At 64.1% G+C, this 23821-nt stretch carries 27 protein-coding genes and 1 tRNA gene (1 of these 28 running past the window's edge); 12 read left to right on the top strand and 16 right to left on the bottom strand.

What is annotated here, in order from left to right; all coding sequences use genetic code 11:
- From ACSBM8_RS01740 to ACSBM8_RS01705, 8 genes are all read right to left on the bottom strand, one after another.
- Window positions 1-334 carry the start of a DUF4167 domain-containing protein gene (locus ACSBM8_RS01740; RefSeq protein WP_442679958.1) on the bottom strand. Its footprint begins 590 nt before the window's first position, so the window shows 334 of its 924 coding nt (coding positions 1-334); it begins with the start codon at window positions 332-334; its stop codon lies off the left edge, out of view.
- A 273-nt stretch (window positions 335-607) separates the two neighbouring features.
- On the bottom strand, window positions 608-1426 hold the full coding sequence (gene prmC / locus ACSBM8_RS01735) for a peptide chain release factor N(5)-glutamine methyltransferase (protein ID WP_442679957.1): 819 nt from the start codon (window positions 1424-1426) through the stop codon (window positions 608-610).
- Window positions 1423-1824 carry a hypothetical protein gene (locus ACSBM8_RS01730; RefSeq protein ID WP_442679956.1) on the bottom strand — a complete coding sequence of 134 codons (402 nt, stop codon included), beginning with the start codon at window positions 1822-1824 and terminating at the stop codon, window positions 1423-1425. The genes prmC and ACSBM8_RS01730 overlap by 4 nt, the downstream gene beginning before the upstream one ends.
- Window positions 1821-2192, bottom strand: coding sequence for a hypothetical protein (locus ACSBM8_RS01725; RefSeq protein WP_442679955.1), 372 nt, complete (start codon window positions 2190-2192; stop codon window positions 1821-1823). The genes ACSBM8_RS01730 and ACSBM8_RS01725 overlap by 4 nt, the downstream gene beginning before the upstream one ends.
- Before the next feature lie 7 nt (window positions 2193-2199).
- Window positions 2200-3282, bottom strand: a complete 1083-nt coding sequence (gene prfA, locus ACSBM8_RS01720; RefSeq protein ID WP_442679954.1) for a peptide chain release factor 1 — start codon at window positions 3280-3282, stop codon at window positions 2200-2202.
- The gene (gene hisS / locus ACSBM8_RS01715; RefSeq protein ID WP_442679953.1) at window positions 3279-4511 is read right to left on the bottom strand and encodes a histidine--tRNA ligase; all 1233 of its coding nucleotides are present in this window, start codon (window positions 4509-4511) and stop codon (window positions 3279-3281) included. The genes prfA and hisS overlap by 4 nt, the downstream gene beginning before the upstream one ends.
- Before the next feature lie 107 nt (window positions 4512-4618).
- Window positions 4619-6490, bottom strand: coding sequence for a signal peptide peptidase SppA (sppA, locus tag ACSBM8_RS01710; protein WP_442679952.1), 1872 nt, complete (start codon window positions 6488-6490; stop codon window positions 4619-4621).
- A gap of 295 nt (window positions 6491-6785) precedes the next feature.
- Window positions 6786-8084 (bottom strand): glycoside hydrolase family 130 protein, encoded by a 1299-nt coding sequence (locus tag ACSBM8_RS01705; RefSeq protein ID WP_442679951.1) that lies wholly within the window; start codon window positions 8082-8084, stop codon window positions 6786-6788.
- 276 nt (window positions 8085-8360) lie between these two features.
- On the opposite strand from ACSBM8_RS01705, the gene ACSBM8_RS01700 reads away from it, so the two are divergent.
- Complete coding sequence (locus ACSBM8_RS01700; RefSeq protein WP_442679950.1) at window positions 8361-9458, top strand: alpha/beta fold hydrolase; 1098 nt, start codon at window positions 8361-8363, stop codon at window positions 9456-9458.
- Between the two features lie 28 nt (window positions 9459-9486).
- Here the strand turns inward: ACSBM8_RS01700 and ACSBM8_RS01695 are convergent, their stop codons facing one another.
- Both ACSBM8_RS01695 and ACSBM8_RS01690 read right to left on the bottom strand, forming a co-directional pair.
- Window positions 9487-9945, bottom strand: coding sequence for a DoxX family protein (locus ACSBM8_RS01695; protein WP_442679949.1), 459 nt, complete (start codon window positions 9943-9945; stop codon window positions 9487-9489).
- Between the two features lie 60 nt (window positions 9946-10005).
- Window positions 10006-10272 (bottom strand): BufA1 family periplasmic bufferin-type metallophore, encoded by a 267-nt coding sequence (locus tag ACSBM8_RS01690; RefSeq protein WP_442679948.1) that lies wholly within the window; start codon window positions 10270-10272, stop codon window positions 10006-10008.
- A gap of 197 nt (window positions 10273-10469) precedes the next feature.
- Between ACSBM8_RS01690 and ACSBM8_RS01685 the strand changes: the two genes are divergently transcribed.
- From ACSBM8_RS01685 to ACSBM8_RS01655, 7 genes are all read left to right on the top strand, one after another.
- The gene (locus ACSBM8_RS01685; protein ID WP_442679947.1) at window positions 10470-11009 is read left to right on the top strand and encodes a sigma-70 family RNA polymerase sigma factor; all 540 of its coding nucleotides are present in this window, start codon (window positions 10470-10472) and stop codon (window positions 11007-11009) included.
- On the top strand, window positions 11006-11647 hold the full coding sequence (locus tag ACSBM8_RS01680; RefSeq protein WP_442679946.1) for a DUF1109 domain-containing protein: 642 nt from the start codon (window positions 11006-11008) through the stop codon (window positions 11645-11647). The genes ACSBM8_RS01685 and ACSBM8_RS01680 overlap by 4 nt, the downstream gene beginning before the upstream one ends.
- A 72-nt stretch (window positions 11648-11719) precedes the next feature.
- On the top strand, window positions 11720-11986 hold the full coding sequence (gene bufA2, locus ACSBM8_RS01675) for a BufA2 family periplasmic bufferin-type metallophore (RefSeq protein WP_442679945.1): 267 nt from the start codon (window positions 11720-11722) through the stop codon (window positions 11984-11986).
- Window positions 11987-12052: 66 nt separating this feature from the next.
- A complete protein-coding gene (gene bufB / locus ACSBM8_RS01670) occupies window positions 12053-12883 on the top strand; it encodes an MNIO family bufferin maturase (protein ID WP_442679944.1) in 831 nt (276 codons plus the stop codon).
- Window positions 12880-13605 carry an HvfC/BufC family peptide modification chaperone gene (locus ACSBM8_RS01665; protein WP_442679943.1) on the top strand — a complete coding sequence of 242 codons (726 nt, stop codon included), beginning with the start codon at window positions 12880-12882 and terminating at the stop codon, window positions 13603-13605. Before bufB ends, ACSBM8_RS01665 begins: the two co-directional genes overlap by 4 nt.
- A 421-nt stretch (window positions 13606-14026) precedes the next feature.
- On the top strand, window positions 14027-14476 hold the full coding sequence (locus ACSBM8_RS01660; protein WP_442679942.1) for a hypothetical protein: 450 nt from the start codon (window positions 14027-14029) through the stop codon (window positions 14474-14476).
- Entirely contained in the window at window positions 14473-14973 is a 501-nt protein-coding gene (locus ACSBM8_RS01655; protein WP_442679941.1) for a hypothetical protein, read from the top strand. The genes ACSBM8_RS01660 and ACSBM8_RS01655 overlap by 4 nt, the downstream gene beginning before the upstream one ends.
- A gap of 448 nt (window positions 14974-15421) precedes the next feature.
- Here ACSBM8_RS01655 and ACSBM8_RS01650 read toward each other — a convergent pair whose 3' ends face one another.
- Both ACSBM8_RS01650 and ACSBM8_RS01645 read right to left on the bottom strand, forming a co-directional pair.
- Complete coding sequence (locus ACSBM8_RS01650; RefSeq protein ID WP_442679940.1) at window positions 15422-15988, bottom strand: hypothetical protein; 567 nt, start codon at window positions 15986-15988, stop codon at window positions 15422-15424.
- Window positions 15989-17054: 1066 nt separating this feature from the next.
- Window positions 17055-17696, bottom strand: coding sequence for a TetR/AcrR family transcriptional regulator (locus tag ACSBM8_RS01645; RefSeq protein WP_442679939.1), 642 nt, complete (start codon window positions 17694-17696; stop codon window positions 17055-17057).
- 71 nt (window positions 17697-17767) lie between these two features.
- On the opposite strand from ACSBM8_RS01645, the gene ACSBM8_RS01640 reads away from it, so the two are divergent.
- Both ACSBM8_RS01640 and ACSBM8_RS01635 read left to right on the top strand, forming a co-directional pair.
- Window positions 17768-18934, top strand: a complete 1167-nt coding sequence (locus ACSBM8_RS01640) for an FAD-dependent monooxygenase (RefSeq protein WP_442679938.1) — start codon at window positions 17768-17770, stop codon at window positions 18932-18934.
- Between the two features lie 203 nt (window positions 18935-19137).
- Complete coding sequence (locus ACSBM8_RS01635; protein ID WP_442679937.1) at window positions 19138-19725, top strand: hypothetical protein; 588 nt, start codon at window positions 19138-19140, stop codon at window positions 19723-19725.
- A 186-nt stretch (window positions 19726-19911) separates the two neighbouring features.
- On the opposite strand, the gene ACSBM8_RS01630 is transcribed toward ACSBM8_RS01635, so the two are convergent.
- A complete protein-coding gene (locus tag ACSBM8_RS01630) occupies window positions 19912-20289 on the bottom strand; it encodes a winged helix-turn-helix transcriptional regulator (protein WP_442679936.1) in 378 nt (125 codons plus the stop codon).
- 101 nt (window positions 20290-20390) lie between these two features.
- On the opposite strand from ACSBM8_RS01630, the gene ACSBM8_RS01625 reads away from it, so the two are divergent.
- A complete protein-coding gene (locus ACSBM8_RS01625; RefSeq protein ID WP_442679935.1) occupies window positions 20391-21506 on the top strand; it encodes an NADH:flavin oxidoreductase in 1116 nt (371 codons plus the stop codon).
- 169 nt (window positions 21507-21675) lie between these two features.
- Entirely contained in the window at window positions 21676-21987 is a 312-nt protein-coding gene (locus ACSBM8_RS01620) for a hypothetical protein (protein WP_442679934.1), read from the top strand.
- Between the two features lie 315 nt (window positions 21988-22302).
- Here ACSBM8_RS01620 and ACSBM8_RS01615 read toward each other — a convergent pair whose 3' ends face one another.
- From ACSBM8_RS01615 to ACSBM8_RS01605, 3 genes are all read right to left on the bottom strand, one after another.
- Window positions 22303-23145 carry a hypothetical protein gene (locus ACSBM8_RS01615; protein ID WP_442679933.1) on the bottom strand — a complete coding sequence of 281 codons (843 nt, stop codon included), beginning with the start codon at window positions 23143-23145 and terminating at the stop codon, window positions 22303-22305.
- Between the two features lie 199 nt (window positions 23146-23344).
- A complete protein-coding gene (locus tag ACSBM8_RS01610; RefSeq protein WP_442679932.1) occupies window positions 23345-23608 on the bottom strand; it encodes a hypothetical protein in 264 nt (87 codons plus the stop codon).
- Window positions 23609-23724: 116 nt separating this feature from the next.
- Window positions 23725-23800, bottom strand: a tRNA-Phe gene (locus ACSBM8_RS01605).
- Window positions 23801-23821 lie beyond the last annotated feature (21 nt).

The following is a 23821-nucleotide window of genomic DNA, read 5'->3' as shown; positions in this document are numbered from 1 at the left end:
CGCGCTGGCTGTCGCCACCATCCTCGTCGCCACCGAAATCGTCGCGATTGTCGTTCTGGCGGGCGGGTGGGCGCTGCTCTTCGAAGCGGGCGCGATTCTCGCTCAGCACGCGGAAATAATGATCCGCGAACTGGAGATAATATTCGGTGTTTACGCGGTCGCCCTGCATCTGCGCATCGCGCGCGAGGGTCTTGTACTTCTCGAGCAACTGGGCCGCGTTACCACGCGCGCGGTTGTCGAGACGGCTACCACGATCGGGGGCACCAGGCTGACCATTACGCGCCTGTTGCCCGCCACGGCCGCGTCGGCGACCGTTCTGACGATTGTTGATCAACTTCGTCTAATCCTCGTCACTGGTGGAACTATCACCACTCCAAACCGGGACTTCCCCGGCGGTTATCCCGGACACTCTCGTCCGCGAACTCGATCGCCACTCCGTCGGTGAGTCCGGGGCGCGCAGATGAATGCGCGGCATCCCGTGTCTCTTGCCCGAGACGCCGCAACCGGCGGCCAAGCCCTGGGGAGTGGTTTCGGGGGGTCTGCGTGATCGCGACGCCCCAATTCCTAAGCCCATTTAGACACTCACCCGCGTAATTCCAAGGGGAAATCAGCCATGACGTGTCACGACGACGCATCGATCACGCCCTGCCAGATCCTGCTTAACCTGGGTCAGGAAACCCTGCCCTTCGAACAGTGCGCGGACCGCATGCGCCTGTGTTGCCCCGATTTCCACGCAGGCGACACCGTCCGCGGGCAGCGCCAGGGCGGGCGCGATCCGGCGATAATCGTCGAGCCCGTCCGGCCCGGCAAACAGAGCCGACGCCGGTTCGTGGCGGACCACCTGCGCGGGCAGGTCGGCGTCCGCTTCGATATAGGGCGGATTGCACAGCACCAGATCATAGCCGCCGTCGGCGGCCGTCTCCCACCCCGCCTCCAGGAATTGCGCGCGCGCGGACAAGCCCAGCCGCTCGGCATTGGCGCGCGCCACTCCGAGCGCCGCCGCACTGCGATCCACGCCGAGCCCCTGCGCGGTCGGCCAATGATCGAGCGCTGCCAGCAGCAGCGCACCCGATCCGGTGCCGAGATCCAGGATGCGCTGCGGCGCGCGCAGGCCGAAATGGGCGATCGCCGCCTCGACCAGCGTTTCGCTGTCGGGTCGCGGGATCAGCACCGCCGGCGTGACCGCCAGCTCGATCGTCCAGAAGGCGCGATGCCCGACAATATAGGCGACCGGTTCGTCGCCAAGGCGACGCGCCAGGAGATCGCGAAACGCGTCCGGCACCACCGCCTCGGGCGAACCCAGCAACAAGGCCTCGCGGCTGATCCCCATCGCGTGGGCCAGGAGCAGTTCCGCATCCAGCCGCGGCGTATCGCTCACCGCGGCCAGATCGCGCGTTGCCTGCCGAAGCGCCTGGGCGACCGTCAATTATTCGGATCCTGGTAGGCGCGCTCGGCCGCCTTCTTGCGGCGCTGTTCGGCCGCCCAATTGTTGATCCCGCGCAGCGAACAGCCGGTCGAGCTGCCCGCGCCGGTGGCCGAGCAGGAGCCGGCGCCGCTCGCCCCCATGTCGCGGTCGGTCAGCGCCCCCCGCCCCTTTTCGCGGATGGTCACGTCGAAGCGCGGGTCCAGCTTGGGCAGGCGATAGCCTTCGGCGATGCCGCGATCGTTGGAGCAGACCACGATCTCATCCTCGGTCGCTGCCTCCGGACAGCCGCGCACGGCATCGACCACCATCTTATGCTCTTTCTCGATCGGGCCCATCTTGGGCTTGGTCGTCGACGGCCCTTCCACCCCGAGCGCAGCGAACAGCAGGAACGCGATCATCGCTTGGGCTCGCGCGCGGGCTGCTGATAGCCATGCTGCTGATTGGAACGTTCCCAATCCTGCAGCATGCAGCCGGTCCAGCCGCCGGCACCGGTATTGCTGCAGGAATGGATGCCGGATTCGCCCCCTTCCATCAATTTGTGCCGCTCCCGCGAGACGCTGTCGACGGAGCCATCGGGGTCGAAACCGGTGTCGCGCAAGGCGCGAGGCAGGCGATAGGGCGACTCCCGGTTGCGCTGGCCGCAGACAATGACCGCGCCGTCCGCGGGCCGATCGCAGCCACCCGTCACATCGCGCAATACATCCCGCAGGCGCGGCTGCGCGGGCGGGGTCGAGGCGGCCGCGGCAAGGAAAGCCAACGTGACCACGCGTCCGCTATTCGGAAAGCTGCGCCAGGCGGCTGGCCTCATCCTCCGCGATCAGCGCGCCGAGCAGCTCGTCGATCTGGCCCTCCAGGATTTCGGGCAGGCGGTGGAGCGTCAGGTTGATGCGGTGATCGGTCACGCGGCCCTGCGGGAAATTATAGGTGCGGATACGTTCGCTGCGATCGCCTGAACCCACCATGGACTTGCGCGCCCCGGCCCGCTCGTCGGCCAGGCGGGAACGCTCCTGTTCGTAGAGCCGCGCGCGCAAGACCTTGAGCGCCTTGGCTTTATTCTTGTGCTGCGACTTCTCATCCTGCTGGATCACGACCAGACCGGTCGGCAAATGGGTGATGCGCACCGCGCTGTCGGTGGTGTTGACCGACTGGCCGCCGGGACCGGACGAGCGATAGACGTCGATCCGCAGATCGCGCGCCTCGTCGATTGCGACGTCGACTTCCTCCGCCTCCGGCAAGACCGCGACGGTCGCCGCCGAGGTGTGGATGCGGCCGCCGCTCTCGGTAACGGGCACGCGCTGGACGCGGTGGACGCCGCTTTCGAACTTCAATTTGGCGAACACGCCCTGCCCCGTGACCGAGGCGACCACCTCCTTATAACCGCCCATTTCGGCGGCCGAGGCGGAGATCAGTTCGACCCGCCAGCCCTGGCTGTCGGCATAACGCTGATACATGCGGAACAGGTCGCCGGCGAACAAGGCGGCCTCGTCCCCGCCCGTGCCGGCCCGGATTTCGAGGATGGCGGAGCGTTCGTCGGCGGCGTCCTTGGGCAGCAAGGCGAGCGCCAATTTGCGGTCGGCGGCGACCAATTGTTCGCGCAGTTCGTCGAGTTCGTCCGCCGCCATGGTCTTCAATTCGGCGTCGCCGCCTTCTTCTTCCAGCATCCGGGCGAGCGATTCCTGCTCCTGGCGCAGCTCCCGCACCGCGGTCGCGGCCTGCGCGACCGGCTCCAGTTCGGCATAATCCTTGGACAGTTTGACGAACTGATCGGGCGCCAGATCGGCGCGCGCCATCGATGCCGACAGCTCATCGCGGCGCGCCTCGATCTGGCGGATTCGGTCGAGCGGAATGGTGATCATGCGAGGTTTGCCAGCACGCTTTCGACGTCGCCGACCGCGCCGCCGAGCGCTTTGAAGCGGCGTGAAGGCCCGCTTTCGCCGCGATCGAGCGACACGATGGCGCCCGGTGACAGCTTCATGGCGCGATCATACCGCTTCTTGGGCGAGCCCGAGGCGACCAGTTCCACCGCAATACCCGCACGCCGAAGCGCGGCCGCGGTGGCGATACCATCGGTTTGGGCGGCCTCATTCTCGACGACAATGGCCACGAAAGCGCGGTCTTCTGCCGGTTTCTCGATCAGCATAGCGAGGCGTTCGATGCCCGCGGCCCAGCCAACAGCGGGGGTATGTGGGCCGCCCAGCGTCTCGATCAGGCCGTCATAGCGGCCGCCGCCGAGGACGGTGCCCTGGGCGCCAAGGCGATCGGTGACGAATTCGAAGGCGGTGTGGCGGTAATAATCGAGGCCGCGCACGAGGCGGGCATTGCGGGTCCAGGCGACACCGGCGGCGTCCAATCCCTTGGTTACCGCTTCGAAGAAAGCGCCCGCTTCGGACGACATATGCGCGTCGATTTCGGGGGCGGCATCGGCAATTGGGCGGTCGCGCGGGTCCTTGCTGTCGAGGATGCGCAGCGGATTTTTGGCGAGCCGATCGACGCTTTCTTCGGACAAAGCGTCGCGCGCGCCCTCGAAATGGGCGATCAAAGCCTGGCGCCAGGCCTCCCGCGTGGCGCTGTCACCCAGCGTATTGAGCTGCAATGTCACGCCATCAGCAATGCCCAGTTCGTGCAAAAGCTGGTCGGCAAAGGCGAGAATTTCGACGTCGGCAGCCGGTTCGGCGGCGCCGATAATCTCCGCATCCAGCTGATGGAACTGGCGGAAACGGCCCTTCTGGGGGCGTTCGTAGCGGAATAAAGGGCCGTGCGTGGCGACTTTGAGGGGGGCAAATTGCTGCCATCCTTCGGTCAAAAAGGCGCGCGCAATGCCCGCGGTGAACTCCGGACGCAGCGTCAGACTGTCGCCGCCACGATCCTCGAACGTGTACATTTCCTTGGAAACGACGTCGGTGGTCTCGCCGAGCGAGCGTGAGAAGACGGCGGTGGCCTCGAACACGGGCGTTTCGACGCGGCCGAAACCGTATAATTTGCGCACGCGTTCGAACGTGTCGACGACGTGGCCGAAGCGGGCCGCCTGTTCGCCGAGCATGTCCTGGGTTCCGCGAATGGGCCGGGGAGTTTCGATCTTTGCCATTGTTCCGAGGCTCTAAAGGATAAGTGGAAACGGCGCGATACCCATTGCCGGGACGCGCAGTGCGGTTTCGCGCAACTGCTGCGGCCCGGCCCGCGCGGGGGCGACGGCTAGAGGCCGAACTGGCGCGCCAGCAGCGCGGTCAGGGTGGCGCGAGCGGGCGGCGGGGCGGGTTCGGAAGCGCCGCATTCGATGCAGCGCACCTGGATCGCCGGGCCGTAGGCCAGCGCCTGGGCATCGCTGAGCGCGCGCGCCAGCAATTCCTGCGGCCGGTGGGCGATGCGCGTCCACGGATCGATCGCCGCCTCGCCGCCCGCCTGATCCTTCTGCGTGAAGTCGCGCAGCAGCGTCTTCCAGCTGGCGGCATCCTGTTCGATATAGCGGGGCCGGGCGTCGGCCCCCGTGAGATTGGCGGACTTAGCGGCGAAAGCGATGGCGTCGTCCAGCGTGCCGAAGCGATCGACCAGGCCGATCTGGCGGGCAATGCCGCCGGCCCAGACCCGGCCCTGCCCGATCTCGTCGACGCGCTGCGGGCTGATGCGGCGCGATTGGGCGACGAGGCCGATGAAGCGGCCATAGACGCTCTGGATCCCGGTCTGGATCAGCGTGTCGAAGGCGGGCGAGGTGCCGCGAAACACGTCCGGCTGGCCGGACAAGGGGGTGGTGGCGACCCCGTCGGCGGACAGGCCAAGCTTCTGCAGCGAACCGGCAAAGGTGGGGATGATGCCGAACACGCCGATCGATCCGGTGATGGTTGACGGTTCGGCGAAGATGGTGGTGCCCGGCGTGGAGACCCAATAGCCGCCGGACGCCGCGACCGAGCCCATCGAGACGGTGACGGGGATGCCGCGACCTTTGGCGGCGAGGATGGCGCTGCGGATCCGTTCGGACGCGGTGACCGATCCGCCGGGCGAATCCACCCGCACGACCAATGCCTTGATCCGGCGCTTGCCAAGCTCTTCGCCCAGCAGGCGTGCGATCGTCTCGCCGCCGGCCTTGCCGGGGCCGGTGGTGCCGTCAACAATCTCGCCCGCGATGGTGAGGACGCCGACGCTGCCGGCCGTTTCGGGATGGGCGGCGAGATAGCGATCCATCGACAGCGTCGTGAAGGCGCCGGGCTGGCCGGTACCGTCCGCGCCGGCGAGCGCGATGACGCGCTGGCCGAAACCGATGCGATCGCCAAGCTGATCGACCAGACCGGCGCTCAGCGCGGCCTGGCCGCTATCGCCCGCGGCGGCGGCGAGGGCGGCGTTGGGATCGGCCGAGTAAGCGGCCACGCGGGCGCGCGGCCGGGCCTGGGTGACATCCTGCTGCCAACTGCCCCACAGGGCATCGACCAGCGCCTGATTGGCGGCGCGCGCCTCCGGCGACTGATCGGTGCGGGTATAGGGTTCGATCGCGGATTTGAACTTGCCGACACGATAGACGTGCGTGGTCACCCCGATCTTGTCGAGCAGGCCCTTATAGTAAAGCTGCGGCGCGCCCGGGCCGGTGAGCAGCACCGCGCCCAGCGGATTGAGCCAGACTTCGCTGGCATGGGCGGCGAGCTGATAGCCGTCATCGCCATAGCCGGTGGCATAAGCCAGGACCGGCTTGCCGGCGCGGCGGACCGTATCGGCCGCCTGCCCGGCCGCGGCGATCGCCGCCTGGCCGCCGCCGACGAAGCTGTCGAGATCCAGCACCACCACCTTCACCGCGGGATCGGTCGCGGCGAGGCGCAGCGCGCGGACGACATCGCGCAGGCGATATTCGCGCGTGGCGGGGCCGTCGCCGGAGATCAGAGCAAGCGGGCTCGCCTCCGAAGGCTGTTCCACCAGCGTGCCGTTGAGGCGCACGAGCAGCGCGCCGCTGGTCGGGATCTTGGGATTGGGCCGCACGGTGAGCAGAGCGGAGAGGAAGGCGAAGAAGATCAAAAGCAGAAGCAAGGCGAGCGCATCCTTGATGCCCACCAGCAGCTTCCACAGCCCACCCAGAACCCGCATCGCCCGCATACTCCTGCGGCCGAGACCGCTGCCCTTCGAGAAACGCACGTCGCGTCCGACCCTGCATGTAGGCGATGCGGGGGCGGGATGCCATCGCGCGTGGCGGGGGATTTGTGGCTTTGCGGCGATAATGTGCTTCGACTTCGCTCAGCACGAACGGGGTAGCGCCAATGTTCCCACCTCACCGCCGTTCGCCCTGAGCGAAGTCGAAGGGCGTTCTACTGCTCGTTTGGGGCAGCGTGCTTCGACTTCGCTCGGCACGAACGGTGGGGGCGGCTTTGCGCCTGTCGGTTCGTCAGACCATTGCCGCCAGCATATCGTCCACCGAGACGGTGGCGAAGGTGGTGAAGCTGTCGGCGACGCCGTAGGGCAGGAGCAGGGTGCGGTCCTTCACCAGGCCGCCGCAGCTGTAGACGACGTTGGGGACATAGCCGTCGCGTTCCTTGGGGCTGGGGTGGACCAGCGGCAATTCCATGCGCTTGATCAGCTTGGTCGGATCGTCCTTGTCGAGCAGGCTGGCGCCGATGCAATAATTGCGGACCGAGCCGACGCCGTGGGTGAGGACCAGCCAGCCTTCGTCAATCTCGATCGGCGATCCGCAATTGCCCATCTGGACGAATTCCCAGGAATATTTGGGCGGGATGATGACTTGGCCCGTCTCCCACGTCAGCAGATCGTCCGAGGTGAGATACCAGACATTCTCATTATCCTGGCGGCCGAGCATGGCGTAGCGGCCGTTGATGCGGCGCGGGAACAGGGCCATGCCCTTGCTGCCGGCCGCCGCGCCCTGCATCGGGTGCATCTCAAAGCTGTGGAAATCATTGCCGATGCGCAGCATTTCCGAGCGGGCGACGGAGCCGCTGAAGGCGGTGTAGGTGCCGAGATGGCTGATACTGCCATCGTCTTCCTGAAAGGTGACGAGGCGCAGATCCTCAATCCCCTGCCGCTGCGCGGGCGTAACCGGGAACAGCACGGTTTCGGAGATGGAGAGCGTGCCGCCGCAATTCATATAGATGGTCTGGCGATCGCCCTCCCCCTCCGTCCGTTCGACCTGCGGGGCGATGCCGCCGACGCCCGGATCGTCGATCGTCACCTCGCCGCCACGCGTCCAGGTGCCGGTCCGGAACGTGACGGAGGAGACATGCCCCTCCCCGATCCCGCGCAAGGCCATGACGAAGCGGACCGTGTCGTCGGGCAAGCCGGATTGATCGTGCGACAGGACGATCGAGGGATTGAACAAGGCGGCCGCCTCGAACGAATATTCCTCACAGAAATAGCCGGCGATGACGAGCTTCTGCAGATGGCTGATCTGAGCAGCGTCGACCGTGAGGCCGCCGATCTTCGTGAACTGGCGGAGCAGCACCTCCTCCACATTCACCCCGCGATTGGCGAAGCTGTCAGTGATGCGGCCCAGCTCATCGTTGAGATGGTGTTCGTCCAGGGTGAGGATACGTTCGGCGATGCGATCGACCCGCGATTGATGGCCGTTGCCAAAGCCATCGGGATCGCCGGGCTCGAACGGGCGCACCACCGTGCGCGAAGGGTCCGGCCGCAGGATCACCTGCAGATGCGTCATTAGATCCGTGCCGGCCATCGGTGAAACTCCCCGCGTACGATCCCCTGCAAGGCGGGAAAGCATCAACCTATGCGAAGTTCCTCCCAGGTTGCTCTACCTCGACGTCAGGCCACCCTCACCCAACCCTCTCCCTCAAGGGAGAGGGCTTTTGTTGTCTGCCGGCCAGGGGAGGATTGGGGCCTGTGACGTGCGCGCTTGAGCCATCGGCTTTGCCTTGGGATACCGTTCGTCGGACAGTTGTCATCGCGGCGCGATAGCGCTTGCTTGCCGCCCGCCGAGGCGCAACGATGGCCCATGTCGCTCTTGCTCTCGCTCCTGCTCCTTCAGGCTGCAGCCACCCAGACCCCACCGTTGACTCCCGCCGCCAAGACGGCCCCGGCCGCGTCCAAATGGCCGGCGCGCGATGCGCAGTTCACGATCCCCCACTTCCGCTTCGGCTCCGGCGAGACGCTGCCGGAGCTGCGCATCAACTATACGATGCTGGGACAACCGCACCGCAATGCGCAGGGCGACATCGACAATGCGGTGATGGTGCTGCACGGCACAGGCGGCACCGGGCGGCAGTTCCTCGCGCCGCAGTTCGCGGATGCGCTGTACGGCCCCGGCCAGCCTCTCGACATCAGGCGCTACTGGATCATCCTTCCCGACGGGATCGGCCACGGCAAGTCGTCCAAGCCGTCCGACGGTCTGCACATGCGATTCCCCCACTATGATTATGACGACATGGTCGAGGCGCAGTACCGGCTGCTCCGGGACGGCCTGGGCATACAGCGCATGCGGCTGATCATGGGCACGTCGATGGGCTGCATGCACAGCCTGGTCTGGGGCGAAACGCATCCGAACTTCGCCCGCGCGCTGATGCCGCTCGCCTGCGAGCCGATCGAGATCGCCGGCCTGAACCGCATGTGGCGCCAATTGGCGATCGACGGCATCGAGGCCGATCCGGCGTGGGAGAAAGGCGAATATCGTACGCCGCCCGTGCAGGGCCTGCGCACCGCGGCCAGCCTGCTGTTCGTCGCGGGTGGGGCGCCGCTCTATTTTCAGGCACAATATCCCACACGCGCTACGGCGGAGGCGTTTGCCCGGGAGCGCGTCGCGGCTTCAATTGCGGGAACGGACGCCAACGACCTAATCTATCAGCTCGATGCGTCGCGGAACTACGCACCCTGGTCTCGGCTGGAGGCGATCACCGCGCCCACCATGTGGGTTAATTCTGCCGACGACTTCATCAATCCGCGCAATCTGGATTACCCGCAACGGGCGGTCGCCCGCATGAAGGATGCGCGCTTTCGGCTCATCCCCGAGAGCGCCGACACGCGCGGCCACGGCACCCACACCGCCGCCCGCTTCTGGAAACAGGACCTTGCCGACCTGTTACGACGGACCGAATAGCCCGAGGTCGTAACGCACGAACGGCCGCTCAAGAAGGACGCCGGGCGGCGCCCCGACCGAGGAGGTGATCCAGGGACCAGCGGCCGCCCCCGCGTGCGAGCAGGAGGAGCAGCAGGGCCGCCCAGCTCAGATGGGTCGGCCATGCATCGGGATAGACGAAGATTTCTATCACCGCGGTCATTCCCAATAGCGCAGCCGCGGCGAGGCGGGTGAAGAGGCCGAGCACCAGCAGGATTGGGAACAGATGTTCCGAATAGGTCGCCAGATGCGCCGCGAACACAGGGCTTATCAGCGGCAGCGCATATTCGGTGCGGAACAGCTCATAGGCCGAATCCGTGATGGTCAGCACGCCTTCGACCTTGGTGCGCCCGGACAAGAAGAACACGACGGCGATGCCGAGGCGTGCCAGCAGCAGCAACGCGGCGTCCGGGATCAGGCGCGCGAAAGCATCCGCCGCGTGGCGGTAAAGATGGAGAAGAGAAGCCACGATGCATGCTCCGCAATGAGCCTGCTGCGCCCGCCGTGGGGCGGACGCAGCAGCGGGAAATCAGGCCTTGGGCGCGAGCGATCCGTTGCCCTTGGGTGTCTTGATCGACGTGCAGGTTCCCGCCTTGACGAGCTTCCAGGCATTGCCCTGATAATTTGTGGTGGACGTGCCGGCGCAGCTCGTGCCCGCCCCTGCCTTGCAATCATTCTTGCCCGCCAGCGACACGCCGTAGCATTTCTCCATCGGCGGCTTGGCCTGGCCGTGGGACGCGGTTGCCGCGAAGGCGAGTGCGACGGTTGCAGCAAGCGCCGCATTGGTCTTGATCATGATCTACTCCGAAGATTGAGCCTCGGCGCACAGGCTTGACGACTTCACTGCGCCGTGACCCGCGGAGGCTCAGGACCGGATCACATCGACCTTACGCCGCAGCAACCCGGGTGGTTACAGCGGCGACCGAGAGATGTTTTTTGGCGATGTTGTAACCGAATCGGCCATCGCACCGTACGACCCGCTCAGGAGCGTGGATGCAGCAGAGCGAGGAACAACTTAGGGCGTGGATGACCGGCGGATTGGAAGGCGACGGCGCCGCCCATGCCGCGCTGTTGCGCGCGCTCGTTCCGCTGCTCCGCAGCTATTATCGCCGCCGCATGGGGAGCGCGCGCGACGACATCGAAGACCTCGTGCAGGAGACGCTGATCTCCGTACATATGCGTCGGGCAAGCTATGATCGGGAGCGACCGTTCGTCGCCTGGCTCTATGCGATCGCCCGCTATCGCATGATCGATCATTTCCGGCGCCAGCGCATAACCGTGCCGGCGGAGGATCTGGACGATATTCTGGTGTCGGAAGGGTTTGAAGATTCATGTTCGGCGCGGATGGACGTCGCGACACTGCTTGCCGAGATCCATCCCAAACAGGCCAGGGCGATCCGCGACATGCATATCAATGGGCTGAGCGTCGCAGAGGCGGCAGAAGCGGCGCAGATCGGCCAATCCGACGTCAAGGTTTCGGTCCATCGCGGCATGAAGGCGCTTGCGGCCCGGATCCGAGGCAGAGAGTCATGAATACCGAAGACCTGATCCAGTCGCTCAGCAGCGATGTGCGGCCGGTCCGCCGATATGCCTTGGGCTGCCGAATTGGGGCAGGCATGATCGGCGGTGGGCTCATCTCCCTGCTGCTTGTCGCCGCGACATTGGGTGTGCGGCTCGACCTGTTCGAGGCGATGCGGGGTTTCGCCTTCTGGATGAAATGGACCTACGCCATTTCGCTGAGCATCCTCGCCATCGCGGCCACGGCGCGGTTGGCGCAACCCGAAATATTGCCGTTACCCTGGCTATGGCTGCTGTGTGTGCCGGTGCTGCTGCTGGCCGGGATTGGCGTGGGCGAGCTTGCGACCACCCCCTCCGAACTCTGGATGGCGCTGTGGCTCGGACAGAGCTGGATGGTGTGCCCATGGTTGGTCCTGGGCTTGAGCCTTCCGATCTTCCTGGGTCTGCTCTGGTCCTTCCGGCGATTGGCACCGACGCGACTGCGCGCGGCCGGAGCAACCGCCGGGCTGGCGGCGGGCGCCTGCGCCGCAAGCATCTATTGTCTCCATTGCCCCGAAGCGTCGGCGATCTTCGTGCTGACCTGGTACAGCCTGGGGATCGGGCTGGCAGCGGCACTGGGGGCGATCATCGGCCCCCGTGCTCTACGCTGGTAGGCTGTAACCGGCAGGACGGACCGGACGTAGGGGCAATGCCACCCCGGCATATCCCCTCATCGGAGACCTTTCATGATCAGCACCCGCACCGGAATTTCGTTCGCCACGTCCGCCGCGCTCATCGCGATCGCCAGCGCCGCCCCGACCGCACCCGCCTTCGCCAAGCATGCAGGCGGGGCCGCGGTGCATTGCTACGGCGTCAACAGCTGCAAGGGCACATCGGACTGCAAGACGGCGCATAGCGATTGCAAGGGGATGAACGCCTGCAAGGGTCAGGGCTTCAAGGAAATGTCGGCCAAGGCCTGCACCGCCGCCGGCGGCAGCCTGACGGCGAAGTAACCACCTCCCGCGCCCGGTCGTGCAGGACGCGACCGGGCGCATCCTTTTGCTTGTTGGAGCATCGCCATGTCCGGTCCCACCCGTGCCGGTTTCGGCCTAGGCCTGCGCAAGCCGCATTATGCCGAATTCCTGGAGCACCGCGTCGCTGTCGACTTTCTCGAGGTCATTTCCGAGAATTTCATGGTGGAGGGCGGGCAGCCGCGGAAGATCCTGCGCGACATCCGGGCGCGCTATCCGGTGGCCCTGCATGGCGTATCGATGTCGATCGGATCGGCCGACGGCCTCGATCCGCTCTACCTCGCCCGCCTGCGCGCGCTGATCGACGATATCGACCCTCTCTTCGTATCCGACCACCTAAGCTGGTCGCGCACCGGCGACTTCTGTGCGCACGATCTTCTGCCGTTACCGTATAGCGAGGAAGCGCTGGCGATCGTGTGCCGGAATGTGGCGCGGGCGCAAGATGCGCTCGGTCGCACTTTGCTGATCGAAAATCCGTCGCGCTATGTGGCCTTGCCGGGCGACATGACCGAATGGGAATTCATCGACGCCGTGTGCGCGCGCACCGGATGCGGCCTGCTGCTGGATGTGAACAATGTGTTCGTCAGCGCGACCAACCATGGGTTCGACGCGCGCCGCTATCTTGACGGCATTCCGACGGATCGTGTGCGCCAAATCCATCTGGCCGGTCATTCCCGCGGCGAAGCAATGCTGATCGATACGCATGATCAGCCGGTGCCACCGGCGGTGTGGGACCTGTACGCCTATGTCCTGCCGCGACTGGGATCGGTCGCGACCATGATCGAACGGGACGATGCCATTCCCCCGCTGCACGCGCTGCTGGCCGAGCTCGCCATCGCCCGCAAAATTGCGCGCGACGCCGAATGGCTGGCCGCGTGAGCCTGCTGACGCTTCAGCGCGACTTCGGCGGATGGCTGCGCGAGGGCGATGCTGCCGGCGCAGCGGACGGCATGCGTATCCATCAGAATAATTACCGCGCGTCGCTAACCGCCTGCCTGGCGGACAGCTTCCCGCGCACGCGCGAATGGATCGGCGGGGCTGCGTTCGAGGCGGCGATGATCCGCCATATTCAGCGCGTACCGCCGAGCAGTTGGACGCTGGACGTCTATGGGCGCGACTTCCCTGATACGTTGGCGGCGATCTATCCGCACGATCCGGACATCGCCGAGCTGGCCGGGCTGGAATGGGCCTTGGCGGAGGCCTTTGTCGGGCCGGATGCCGACCCGATCGACGCGCGCGCTGCCGCTGCGATCGACTGGGAGATGGCCAAGCTGCAGTTCATCCCGACGATCGACCTGCGTACAGCGACGACCAATGCGCATGCCATCTGGTCCGCACTGGCCACAGGCGCGATGCCGCCGGCCGCTGGGGCATGTGCGGGCGTGGCGGCGTTGCTGGTGTGGCGGCAAGATTATGTTGCGCGTCTCCGCCCGTTGGACGCGGGCGAGCATCATGCGTTGCTGCTGGCGCGATCGGGAGTGACCTTCGCTGCGTTATGCGATGCGCTGGTAGAGGCCCATGGACCAAGCGCGGGTGTCATGATGGCAGGCACCTATCTTGGGCAATGGATCAGGGACGGATTGCTTGTAGCAGCGTCTTAAGTCTTATTTGCATCAGGATTGACGCTGACGCGTCGGCCGGCAGCGATCCTTAGGGGAAAATACCGTGAAGCAAGCGGGCAAAGTGTCGGGGTACGGCCCAGGCCGCAACCTAGTTGCCTGACTGACCTTTCCGGTTGAACTGGCTATTCGTTAGCCGATCCGCCGCACAATATAGGCAAACAGTCCCACACTTGGACGAGAGGCTCAATCGATCAATCTAGGAGTGCGGGGCATCCGAACGTGTGGCACCGGGAACCACAAAGCATGGCGGATGTTTGGCTTATGAAAGACGGACTTAAAGCTATTGCCAAACCGGAACCTGTGCTGAATCGCCTTATTTCGTGACGCATGGAGGTACACATTATATCTCATGACGAGCGCAGGCTTCTTTGGCCGCCGACTCACTCGAGGTGAGCTTAACATGATCGATTTCATGTTTGGCACCACAACTGGTTTTGGGCACGCCAGAGTATTTTCACATAATTTTTGTTGGCCTTTTCACTTTGATCGCGAAATGGCGCCGAACGGAAATATTTATATTCCAAATCCTCACTATAAGGAGGATTATAGCGATCCGACCGTTCCCCTGAAACTCAGGGCCGTCTTCATGCATGAATCGACGCACTTATATCAGTGGTACATATTGGGGAAGTATGTTTGGTACCGGCGCGCCAGAGACCGCACCTACGATTATAAGTTAGTAAGAGGCAAGGGTTTGAGTGATTACGGCATTGAGCAGGCCGGACAGATCGTTGAGGATTACTACATTCTCAGCAACGGCGGCTCGGTCCCAGGCCTGCCTTATGACATGACCCAATATGGCGATGCCGTGCCGATCCCGGCTCCGTTGCCGAGCCCGGCTCCGTTGTGAGCCAGCGACTTACACTCTATATCTTCCTGACGCTATTGCTGGCGCTGATTGTCTTTGGATTCTTCATATCGCGCCTCGAGGCAGGCTCGGAGGTCAATCGGGCAGTACTGGATGCCATCAATGAGCCCGGTGGAGGCAATTATGCCGCGGCCGTGGCGGCGGTACGTCAGTCCGACGAACCGACCGATGTGCAGGCATTTCATATCGGCCGCCTAGTGGTCGGCGCATATGATCGCCCCGGCGCGCGACACCCGGCTGAGACGATAGTCCAAGGTCTGCGCATGCTTGAGCAGGCTGCCAGCGGTAAAAGCGACTCTCGGGGCCCGGCACAACAGCAGTTGCGTATGATATTCGAGCGTGGAATAGGCGCGCCGCCCAATAAAATTCCGCCAAATGCGGCCGTGGCAAATTGCTGGAGAGTTTTAGAAAACGATGAACCGGGCGATCCGGCACGATGTATCCATTTGCGGGAGCAACAACTTCCCGGTCTGAAATAATCGCCTCCCGCAGATGTATCACATGCAATTAACCGCTGATTTGCGCGGCATACTCTTCGGCGCCGCTCAGAGCCGTACCCTCGATCATAAATCTTGTATTTCGGACCAGCTTCAGATGTGCATGAGCGCTTCGAAAGTCGCATCGTGGGTAAGGATCAGTCCATATTCGCATGAAGCGATAAAAGGCACAGATCGCCAGCTATTGGGGCTGCGTAATTGTCTCTGCCTTGAGCTTTCCTCTGCTGCTCGTTCCCTTCTATTAAGCGTTCTAAACAGCGGGCGCTATGACCGATGGACCATACTACCGATCTGCCTTACGGCTTGATCTGGCTGGAATTATCGCCGGCCTGTTCCGCTTGGCATGAGTAAAGGCGCTTGCATGAACGACCGCCGCTAGAACTAGGAAGAGGCTGAGGCCGTAAGGCCTGACGGTGATTTCCAGGCGATATCAGCCGCCTTGAAGCGTGAGCGGAATGCGGGCCGACCGCACGCTACCTGAGAACAAGGTTGCGCCATGCAGCCTGAAGCAGAGGCCGCCCGGCACCGTAGAGGCAGGAACCAGCCTACCTTCGTGATTATCGCCCGTGCTGACCAGCACATTGTTGAAGGTAACTTGATAGGTATAGCGGTCGGGTGCGCTACCGGGGGTGTGACCAAGCGGTCGAACGCGTCCCTGATCGGCAAGATAGCCTCCAGCCTGCGTCACCACAGCATCATTGGTACCTAGGCTCCGGTCGTTACACGCAGTGATGCCCGCTTGAATGAACGGCAGGCGCCATTTCTTGCGATATGCTTGCAGATCCTGCGCGGTCGTGAAGGAGACAACGACTCGCTTAGAGGCCAGGCCGGCCAGAGGCCCAGGATCGGCGCTGGGAGCGTCGGTGAGGCGGGCATTTTCCACGCGCAGGCCGCCTAGGTACAGCCAAGGTGAGATCAGCCAGATGGTGGCGAAGACAGCGATCGAGATCGCCAGCACCCATAAAAGGCGAGGCCGCCGCGTCCGATCAAGAGACATGCCTACCCCCCAAAAGAGAAACCCCGCTTACTCCGCGGACGGGAATGCGCATCATCTGCGAGAAGTGGCTGTGTGTCATGTCCGCGATTATAGAATAATTCGGCGCGTTTGGCTGGCCCGGGCTGGGAGGACGTGGGTAGCGATGACCAATCGTCGCGATGATGTCATCCCGAGTGAAATTCTTCCAGGATGGTTCGGATCTGACGTTTAGCCATATAGACGTCATCGACCTTACGAATGACCACGGAAGCCGTATGTACGAGACAGGATCAATCGTGATAAGAACATTTATTGGACGCGTCGTAAGCGAATGAAACGCCAGATCGCCGCCGTAGCTGTGGCCTACAATAGTAACATGCGCGTCATCGGGGATTTTTCTTACATATTCAGGCGCAGCTATGTTGTCAGTCCAGCTAAAATATTGACAATGATACTGCGGATTAAGCTGCAAATATGCTTCGTAATAGCTTTCTACGATGTGCGATATCCAATCGTCTCCTCCGCCGCCGATAAATATCTTGTAGACGTTCTGCATCAGTGAAAGCCCTCCAAGCCCTGTTATAAGAAGACACACAGAACATACATTTTTCAGACAACGTCTAATACACCGGATCGCCATGGAACGATCGGATGCTAGATCATTATCAATAACAAACGTTCACCGGGCGCGTTCCCATGGCGTCTTTGCGAAAGTTGCCCGTGCGCACGTAGACTTAGAATAGCGCTAAGCGACGCTGCTGAAGACGAGAACCAACGGCGACTTAACGGCTGCCGCCCTCCAGGGATAGATTGCCCACTATAACACGGTGCATCGCAGGCCTCAGGTGCTCCAATACAAGCCGCGAAGATGGTCACCGTTGAGTTTCCCACCAGGGGAGCGGTCCAAAAGTGATGAACGGCGAGAGCAGCGCGACAGCGCCGCCGAGCAAGCCCCATCTTCGATAGGCGGCGTGAATGGCGCTTTGCCAAAAGCCTTCAATTATGATCTCGACCGGCCACGCCATCAGGCCCGCGCCACCTGCGGGATTGCCAAACCACCGCTCGGCGGGCGTGCGAACGGCCGTGTTCAAACGTAAGGCGTATCGGCAAGCGCCGCCTCGACCCCAGCCGTGCCGCGATCGATCAGCGCGAGGAAGGTGCGGTTGGCCGCGGCGGCATCCTTCGTGTGGGTGAACGCCTGGTGGGCCTGCAGAAAGGCCACGGTCCACGTCGCGGCGATCAGGTTTGCGGCCAGGTGGGCGTTCGGATCATCCTGCCGGCAGTCGGCGCTTTCGGCGAGGGTGATGGCGAGGGCGCGCACGAAATCGTCGCGCATCTGGCGCGCGCGCGCCTTGAGGCTCTCGCTGGCGAGCGCCGTCTCCACGAACAATTCGGTGTCGCAGAACAGCGGAAAGGGCGGGTCCGGATCCTCGATGAGCCGATAGGCCAAGGTGCGCAGCGCCTGCACTGGCGAGGTTCCGGCATCGCGGTCGCGGATGGCAGCGAAGGCAAGGTCGCGCACCTCGCCGTCCCGATCGAAGAACATGTCTTCCTTGCGGGGGAAATGGTTGAACACGGTCATCCGCCCGACATCGGCGGCGGCGGCGATCTCATCGATTGTAACCTGATCGAAGCCTCGTTCGAAGAAGAGGCGTGTCGCCACGTCCGAGATGGCCTGGCGGGTCTGCAACCGCTTGCGGGTTCGTCGCTCGACAATCGGCTCGGACATATTGATTTATATACTCAGTATATTTATGGATCGAGTCTAATATTCGCCTGCCTGAAGTTGAGGTCTCCACGATGCCGCAGTCAACCTCTGTTTCCCCGCCATTGCCGTCCGACCGGCCCGCCGTTCTGATCAGCGGCGCGAGTTTCGCGGGCCTGGCGACGGCCTTCTGGATGACGCAGCTAGGCTATCGCGTGACGGTGGTGGAGACCGCCGCCGGTCTGCGCCGGGGTGGCACCCCGGTGGATATAGAGGGAGAAACGATCCAGGTCCTGACCCGCATGGGGATGATCGATGCGGTACGGGCCAAGGCGCTGCCGCCACGCGACTTTGAGTTCAAGGATGAAGCCGACCGGACGCTCGGCGGATTGCCGACGGCATCGAGCGCCGATGAACCGGCAACGGGCCGCTATGAGATACACCGCGACGATTTGCTCGATATCCTGTTCGCCGCGGTCGACGGCGCCGTCGAATGGCGGTTCGGATGCTCGATCGTGGATCTCGTCAATGGCCCGGAAGGCGTGTCCGTCACCTTCAGCGACGGCACGGCTGGCGACTATGCCTTGCTGTTCGGGTGCGACGGTAGCCGTTCCAACACAAGGGCGCTGGCGTTCGGCGATGGGGAAGCCAGCGTCTTTTATATGGGTGGCTATTTCTATTTGCGGGTGGTTGCGGAGACCGGCCTGCTGCCAGCGAACCGATCCCAGATCTTCAGCGTTCCGGGCCGGACGGCGATGCTGAACGGCTATGACGACCGCACCGACATCGCGCTCGCCTTCCGGTCCGCGACGCAGATCGACTATGATTATCGCGACAAGGCGCAGCAGCGCCGCCTGATCCACCAGCATTTTGACGGGCTGGGCTGGAAGGTGCCGGAGATGCTGGCGCATGTCGATGCGGAGGATGACTTCTATTTCGATCGGGCGAGCCAGATCCGGATGGCATCATGGTCGACCGGCCGGGTCGCGCTGGTAGGGGACGCAGGCTATTGCGTCTCCCCCGTGGCGGGCTTCGGCGGATCGATGGCGCTGATCGGCGCGGGCCGTTTGGCTTACGCGCTGCGGCGCCACCCGGACGACCATGGCGCGGCCTTTCGCGACTATGAAGCCGGGCTGCGCCCCTTCGTAGAGACGGTACAGGAGAAAGCCGCCACCACCGGCATGGCGATGCTGTTCCCCGCCGACGAATCCGAGCTGGAGGCACGGGACCGCAAGATCAGCGCGGGTGCGATCGACCTCTGACGATCTTCCCGTCCGCGCGTTGCGGCGGGGAGGAGCGGCTCGGATTGGCGAGCGGTTCGTCGATGCCCGCTTGCGCCGATGGCGGCCCTTCGCCGGCGCTTTGCTTTCAGTTGTCACCGAAGAGCGGTGCGAGGGCATTCTTCTGTAATGCGCTGCGGTGCAGGCCGAGTTTTTCGCCGGACGGCGAGCTTCGGAGTAGGTGGATGCGGGTTGGATTGATGGTGCTTGCCGTCGTGGCGCTAGCGCATGCGGCCGACAGCCAAACCCGATCGACGGAGAGCGCCGACGCCCCCAAGCCGGCGGCGACCTTGCCTGTGGCCGCACCGGCAGACGTCGCGTCGCCCGAGGCCATTGTTCGCGCGGTCCATCGATCGATATCCGGGCCTGCCACCCCGCATTTCGACTTTGGCCGCTTCCGTTCGCTGTTCCTGGACAACGGCAAGGTCGGGGCCGCGGGGCAGGAGACCAAGACCGGGTCGCCGCATATCATGTATAAATCGGTGACCGCGTGGATCGGCGAGAATCAGGAAGCGCGCAACCGGATCGGGCTGGAGGAAAAGATCATCGCCATGCGCGTGTCGCGCTTCGATAATATCGCCAGCGTGTTCTACACACATGACGTGGAAGTGACCGACGGCGGCAAGACCACCCGGTACCAGACGGCCAATGTCGCCCAGTTAATGTTCGACGGTACACGCTGGTGGGTGGCGAGCCTGATCTGGAACGTCTCCCCCGATCCCGACACGCTGCCGAAAGGACTGGACGGCAAGGATCCCACCGCCGGCGGGTGATCCGGGCGGACGTCGCCCCCAGATACCGCGTATTTCTTCTGGGCGAAACGGAGGCCATCACCGCGACATGGTCTCCATGCCGAAGGAGACCGGTGGATTCATTTGCCCCTACAATGGCGTTGGCAGGCGATATCGGCCCATGTCGTGTGCGCGGCGCCCGCCGCACCGGCTTCCTGACAGGAACCGCTAGGCGACCATATCCGCCGCGATGCGGCCGTCGAACGCCTGGCGGGCGTCCTCCACCGCGTCGAGATGATCCTTGGTCCAGGCATAGAGCGCCTTGAATGGGGGCTGCAGCGATCGGCCGAGCGCGGTGATCTCATATTCCACGCCGATCGGCGACGTCACGATGACGCGGCGCGAGAGCAGGCCGTTGCGCTCCAGCCGCCGCAGGCACTGGGTGAGCGCTTTCTGGGTGACGCCCTCCAGCTGGCGCTTGATGCCGTTGAAGCGCATCGGCCCCGCATCCAGCACGGTCAGCACCATCATCGACCATTTGTCGGCGATCTGATCGAACAGCAGCCGGCTGGGGCAGTTGACCGAAAATTGCTCGCAATGGGGCATGTGGTTTCCTTGCATATCCCTAGGCGACCCCAGGTGCGTTCTTGAAGCTTGGTATCTCATGTATACTTAGAGCGCCGATCCACAAGAGAGGTTTCGTATCCATGACTGCATCCGATGTTTTGTTTCGTCCGCTGCGTATCGGCGCAATGGAGCTGCCCAATCGTATCGTGATGGCGCCGATGACGCGCAGCTTCGCGCCGGGCGGCGTACCGGGCGCGGCGAATGCGGCTTATTATCGCCGGCGGGCCGAAGGCGGCGTGGGGCTCATCCTGTCCGAAGGGACGGTGATCGATCGGCCGGCATCGCGCAACGACCCGGGCATCCCCTTCTTCCACGGCGAGGCGGCGCTGGCAGGCTGGCAAGGCGTGATCGACGCCGTGCATGCGGGCGGCGGCAAGATGGGCCCGCAATTGTGGCACACCGGCGCGGTGAAGAGCTTTCTGACCGAGTGGGACCCGGGTACGCCGCTCGAGAGCCCGTCCGGTCTGGATGCGCCCGGTGTCGCGCGCGGCAAAGCGATGAGCGATACCGACATCGCCGACACGATCGCCGCCTTCGCCAAGGCCGCAGGCGAGGCCAAGCGGCTGGGCTTCGACACGATCGAGATCCATGGCGCGCACGGCTATCTGATCGATCAGTTCTTCTGGGCGGGCACGAACCTGCGCAGCGATCGCTATGGCGGCGCCACGATCGGGGAGCGTTCGCGCTTCGCGGCCGAAGTGGTTGCCGCGATCCGGGCGGCTGTCGGCCCCGATTTCCCGATCATCCTGCGCGTGAGCCAGTGGAAACAGCAGGAATATACGGCACGACTGGCGACGACGCCGACCGAGATGACCGATTGGCTGCAGCCGTTGGTCGATGCGGGCGTGGACGTGCTGCATTGTTCGCAGCGCCGCTTCTGGGAACCGGAATTTCCGGAGATCGATGGCGAAACCGGCCTGAACTTCGCCGGCTGGGCCAAGAAGCTGACCGGCGCCAAGACGATTAGCGTCGGATCGGTCGGCCTGTCGGGCGACTTCATGGCGGCCTTCAGTGGGGAAAGTTCCACCACGGTGGGCCTGGACCAGCTGGTCGAGCGGATGGAGCGCGACGAGTTCGATCTGGTCGCGGTCGGCCGCGCCCTGATCAGCGACCCGGACTGGGTGAACAAAGTGCGCCAGGGCGACAGCGAATCGCTGCGCGGCTTCGACGCGGCATCGCTCGCTGAATTGGTGTGAGGGCACGGAGGCCGGTGGCGACACCGGCCTCTTCGCAAGCTGAGCGCGAACGGAGGGCATGGCGCCTCCCTGCCGTGAAACGTCGATGCGGCTTTGCCATGGGCCGATGGTGATGCATTATGGGAGCGGGGCCGCGCGGTCTCACAGGCCGCAAATGGACAAGGGCATCATGTCCGACGAACCGGATGGGTTGATCATTATCGTTGGCGCGCTGATCGCGGCGGCGGTGATGACCTGGATCGTGGGGCGCCTGCTGGGGCGACGCATCGCGATGCGCAACCTTGTGGTGGCGCGGTTCGTCACCGCTTTTTTCGTGCCCGCACTCACGATCACCTTCGGCCTCGTACGGGCGCATATTGACGCGGCGGCGCACCCCAATTCCGATATGCCAGGTATGGCCCTGTTCGGGACGATGGTATTCTCTGTGATGCTGCTGGCGGCGACCGTTCCAATGACGATGGCGAGCGTGCCGCACCGATAAGGTGCGGCGTCCCGAAACATGGAGTCGATCGGCCCAACGCGCGACGGCGAACCGCTTTGTTCGCGGGCTGCGTTACGATCGCACCGGGGAAGACCTGCGCTTCCTAGGGGAGGAAGGACCAGCGGCGCAACGCCGGTGCCGCGAAGTCGCATCGTTCGAACAGGTGCCGATAGGGGCGTCATGGACCGGCATGGGGTCGCTAAACGTCTCGCTATCGAGGACGAGGATGCCGAGGAGCGCAAAGCCGCGGAGCAGGTCGAGCGAGGCGATTCGTCGCGGCGCCGAATAATAGGCGGTGCAGGAAAGGCTCTGTCGTCACAGGCGAATCGCGACACCCGGTGCGAGGAACCAGGCCGCGACCAGGCAGAGGCCGGCAAGGCTGATCGCGGGCCAGCTGCGGGCAATCGGCCCGTATGGCGCAGGGCTGGGCCGGCCTGCTGCGCGGGGCACCAACAAGGGGGCCAGGACCAGCGCCATTTGCCCCAGGATCGGTGCGGGCAGCACGGAAGTCACGATAAGATTGGGATCGGGCACGCGGGCGCCGATCACAGAAAATGCGACGATCGCGGCGAGATAGGGCGCCCAGACCAGGACCTGGCGATTGCCCCGATAGGCAGGGAGCCAGCCGGCCATCATCCGCGCGGCGCAATAGAGGCCGGCAAGACCCACCCCAATTTCGATCGACCGCAACAGCCCGGTGGCCGGCAGGCCGACGATCGCCGCCGCCCAATCGCCCACCCCAAAAATCCCCGAGAAGAGCAAATAGACGAGCCCGAGCGACAGAGTGACCGTAGCCAGCAGGCGCATGCCGAAATGCAGCGCCGGCGATCCCGTAGCTTGCCCTGCCCGTGACACGACCCGAAAGAGGAAAAGAGAGAACAGCACGTTGAATGCCGACCCGGCCATGGAGATGAGGCGCCCGGCCGCGCTAGCATCCGGAATGCGGGGCTCCGAAGCCAAAGCGTCGATCGAGGTCGAGGTCAGCGCGAACCCATGGATGCCGCTGAGATACATGGCCACGCCATGGCCCAGTATCTCGTGGCCCATGACGGTGACGAAATAGGCGATGCAGCCGAGCGCCATCAACGTCGGGACGTCATGGTGCGGGCCCGGAGGCGCCGCCGGACGCCGGTGACGGCGATTGTCAGTTATGTCCACGGCACGTCCCCATTCGCCCGGCCCGAAGCGCAAAGCGCTGCTCCAGGCGCGCAGTTCAGGGCGGGACGTTTCTGCCGTGGCCGTTACAAAGGCATATCGGGCGCCGTCACTGCGTTACATTTGTCGTTGCAGACGGCGTTCCCGTTCACCGATGGCAGGACGTGCCGCGGGGTCCGTGGGTGTCAGCCCCGCAGCGCCATCATTCGTCGCCGATCGCCTGATCCGCCTCGTCCATGAAGTCACGGGCGGCGGCGCGGTCATCCTCGTCCTGGAAGGCGTCGTCGGGATCGGGGGCGATGCCGAGCAGATACATCAGACACCATAGTTCGAAGCGGGCTTCCGGATCGCGCGCGAGCCCGAACTGGAGGCGGACGAGGTCGGCGCCCTGGGCGAGCCGCTCGGGCGCAAGCGTGTCGATCGCGGCGGTACCGAAAAAGCGGACGAGCAGGTCATCGAAATCCATCGCCGGCCTTTACCTGCCGTTCGTATCGGATGCCACCGGTCCGACCCGGTCGGCTGTTGACTGGCGTTGGATGACGAGCTGGAGCCCAAAAAAGCCAAGCGTGGCTTGGACGGAAATGGTGCCCAGGGACGGGATCGAACCGCCGACACCGTGATTTTCAGTCACGTGCTCTACCAACTGAGCTACCTGGGCACGGAAGCGTTGGGAGGCGCG

Origin of the sequence: Sphingomonas sp. ASY06-1R, from assembly GCF_052180265.1 — a bacterium.
Taxonomy (GTDB): Bacteria; Pseudomonadota; Alphaproteobacteria; order Sphingomonadales; family Sphingomonadaceae; genus Sphingomonas_I.
This window is presented reverse-complemented; position numbering and strand designations above follow the sequence as displayed.

Excerpts from the sequence above, each read along its gene's own strand:
- prfA (WP_442679954.1), bottom strand. The coding sequence starts at position 3,282 with ATGATCACCATTCCGCTCGACCGAATCCGCCAGATCGAGGCGCGCCGC.
- ACSBM8_RS01650 (WP_442679940.1), bottom strand. The coding sequence starts at position 15,988 with ATGTCTCTTGATCGGACGCGGCGGCCTCGCCTTTTATGGGTGCTGGCG.
- ACSBM8_RS01685 (WP_442679947.1), top strand. The coding sequence starts at position 10,470 with ATGCAGCAGAGCGAGGAACAACTTAGGGCGTGGATGACCGGCGGATTG.
- ACSBM8_RS01610 (WP_442679932.1), bottom strand. The coding sequence starts at position 23,608 with ATGGATTTCGATGACCTGCTCGTCCGCTTTTTCGGTACCGCCGCGATC.
- ACSBM8_RS01625 (WP_442679935.1), top strand. The coding sequence starts at position 20,391 with ATGACTGCATCCGATGTTTTGTTTCGTCCGCTGCGTATCGGCGCAATG.
- ACSBM8_RS01680 (WP_442679946.1), top strand. The coding sequence starts at position 11,006 with ATGAATACCGAAGACCTGATCCAGTCGCTCAGCAGCGATGTGCGGCCG.
- ACSBM8_RS01705 (WP_442679951.1), bottom strand. The coding sequence starts at position 8,084 with ATGGCCGGCACGGATCTAATGACGCATCTGCAGGTGATCCTGCGGCCG.
- ACSBM8_RS01640 (WP_442679938.1), top strand. The coding sequence starts at position 17,768 with ATGCCGCAGTCAACCTCTGTTTCCCCGCCATTGCCGTCCGACCGGCCC.
- ACSBM8_RS01660 (WP_442679942.1), top strand. The coding sequence starts at position 14,027 with ATGATCGATTTCATGTTTGGCACCACAACTGGTTTTGGGCACGCCAGA.
- ACSBM8_RS01690 (WP_442679948.1), bottom strand. The coding sequence starts at position 10,272 with ATGATCAAGACCAATGCGGCGCTTGCTGCAACCGTCGCACTCGCCTTC.
- sppA (WP_442679952.1), bottom strand. The coding sequence starts at position 6,490 with ATGCGGGTTCTGGGTGGGCTGTGGAAGCTGCTGGTGGGCATCAAGGAT.
- ACSBM8_RS01730 (WP_442679956.1), bottom strand. The coding sequence starts at position 1,824 with ATGATCGCGTTCCTGCTGTTCGCTGCGCTCGGGGTGGAAGGGCCGTCG.
- ACSBM8_RS01635 (WP_442679937.1), top strand. The coding sequence starts at position 19,138 with ATGCGGGTTGGATTGATGGTGCTTGCCGTCGTGGCGCTAGCGCATGCG.
- ACSBM8_RS01630 (WP_442679936.1), bottom strand. The coding sequence starts at position 20,289 with ATGCCCCATTGCGAGCAATTTTCGGTCAACTGCCCCAGCCGGCTGCTG.
- ACSBM8_RS01620 (WP_442679934.1), top strand. The coding sequence starts at position 21,676 with ATGTCCGACGAACCGGATGGGTTGATCATTATCGTTGGCGCGCTGATC.
- bufB (WP_442679944.1), top strand. The coding sequence starts at position 12,053 with ATGTCCGGTCCCACCCGTGCCGGTTTCGGCCTAGGCCTGCGCAAGCCG.
- hisS (WP_442679953.1), bottom strand. The coding sequence starts at position 4,511 with ATGGCAAAGATCGAAACTCCCCGGCCCATTCGCGGAACCCAGGACATG.
- ACSBM8_RS01700 (WP_442679950.1), top strand. The coding sequence starts at position 8,361 with ATGTCGCTCTTGCTCTCGCTCCTGCTCCTTCAGGCTGCAGCCACCCAG.
- bufA2 (WP_442679945.1), top strand. The coding sequence starts at position 11,720 with ATGATCAGCACCCGCACCGGAATTTCGTTCGCCACGTCCGCCGCGCTC.
- ACSBM8_RS01645 (WP_442679939.1), bottom strand. The coding sequence starts at position 17,696 with ATGTCCGAGCCGATTGTCGAGCGACGAACCCGCAAGCGGTTGCAGACC.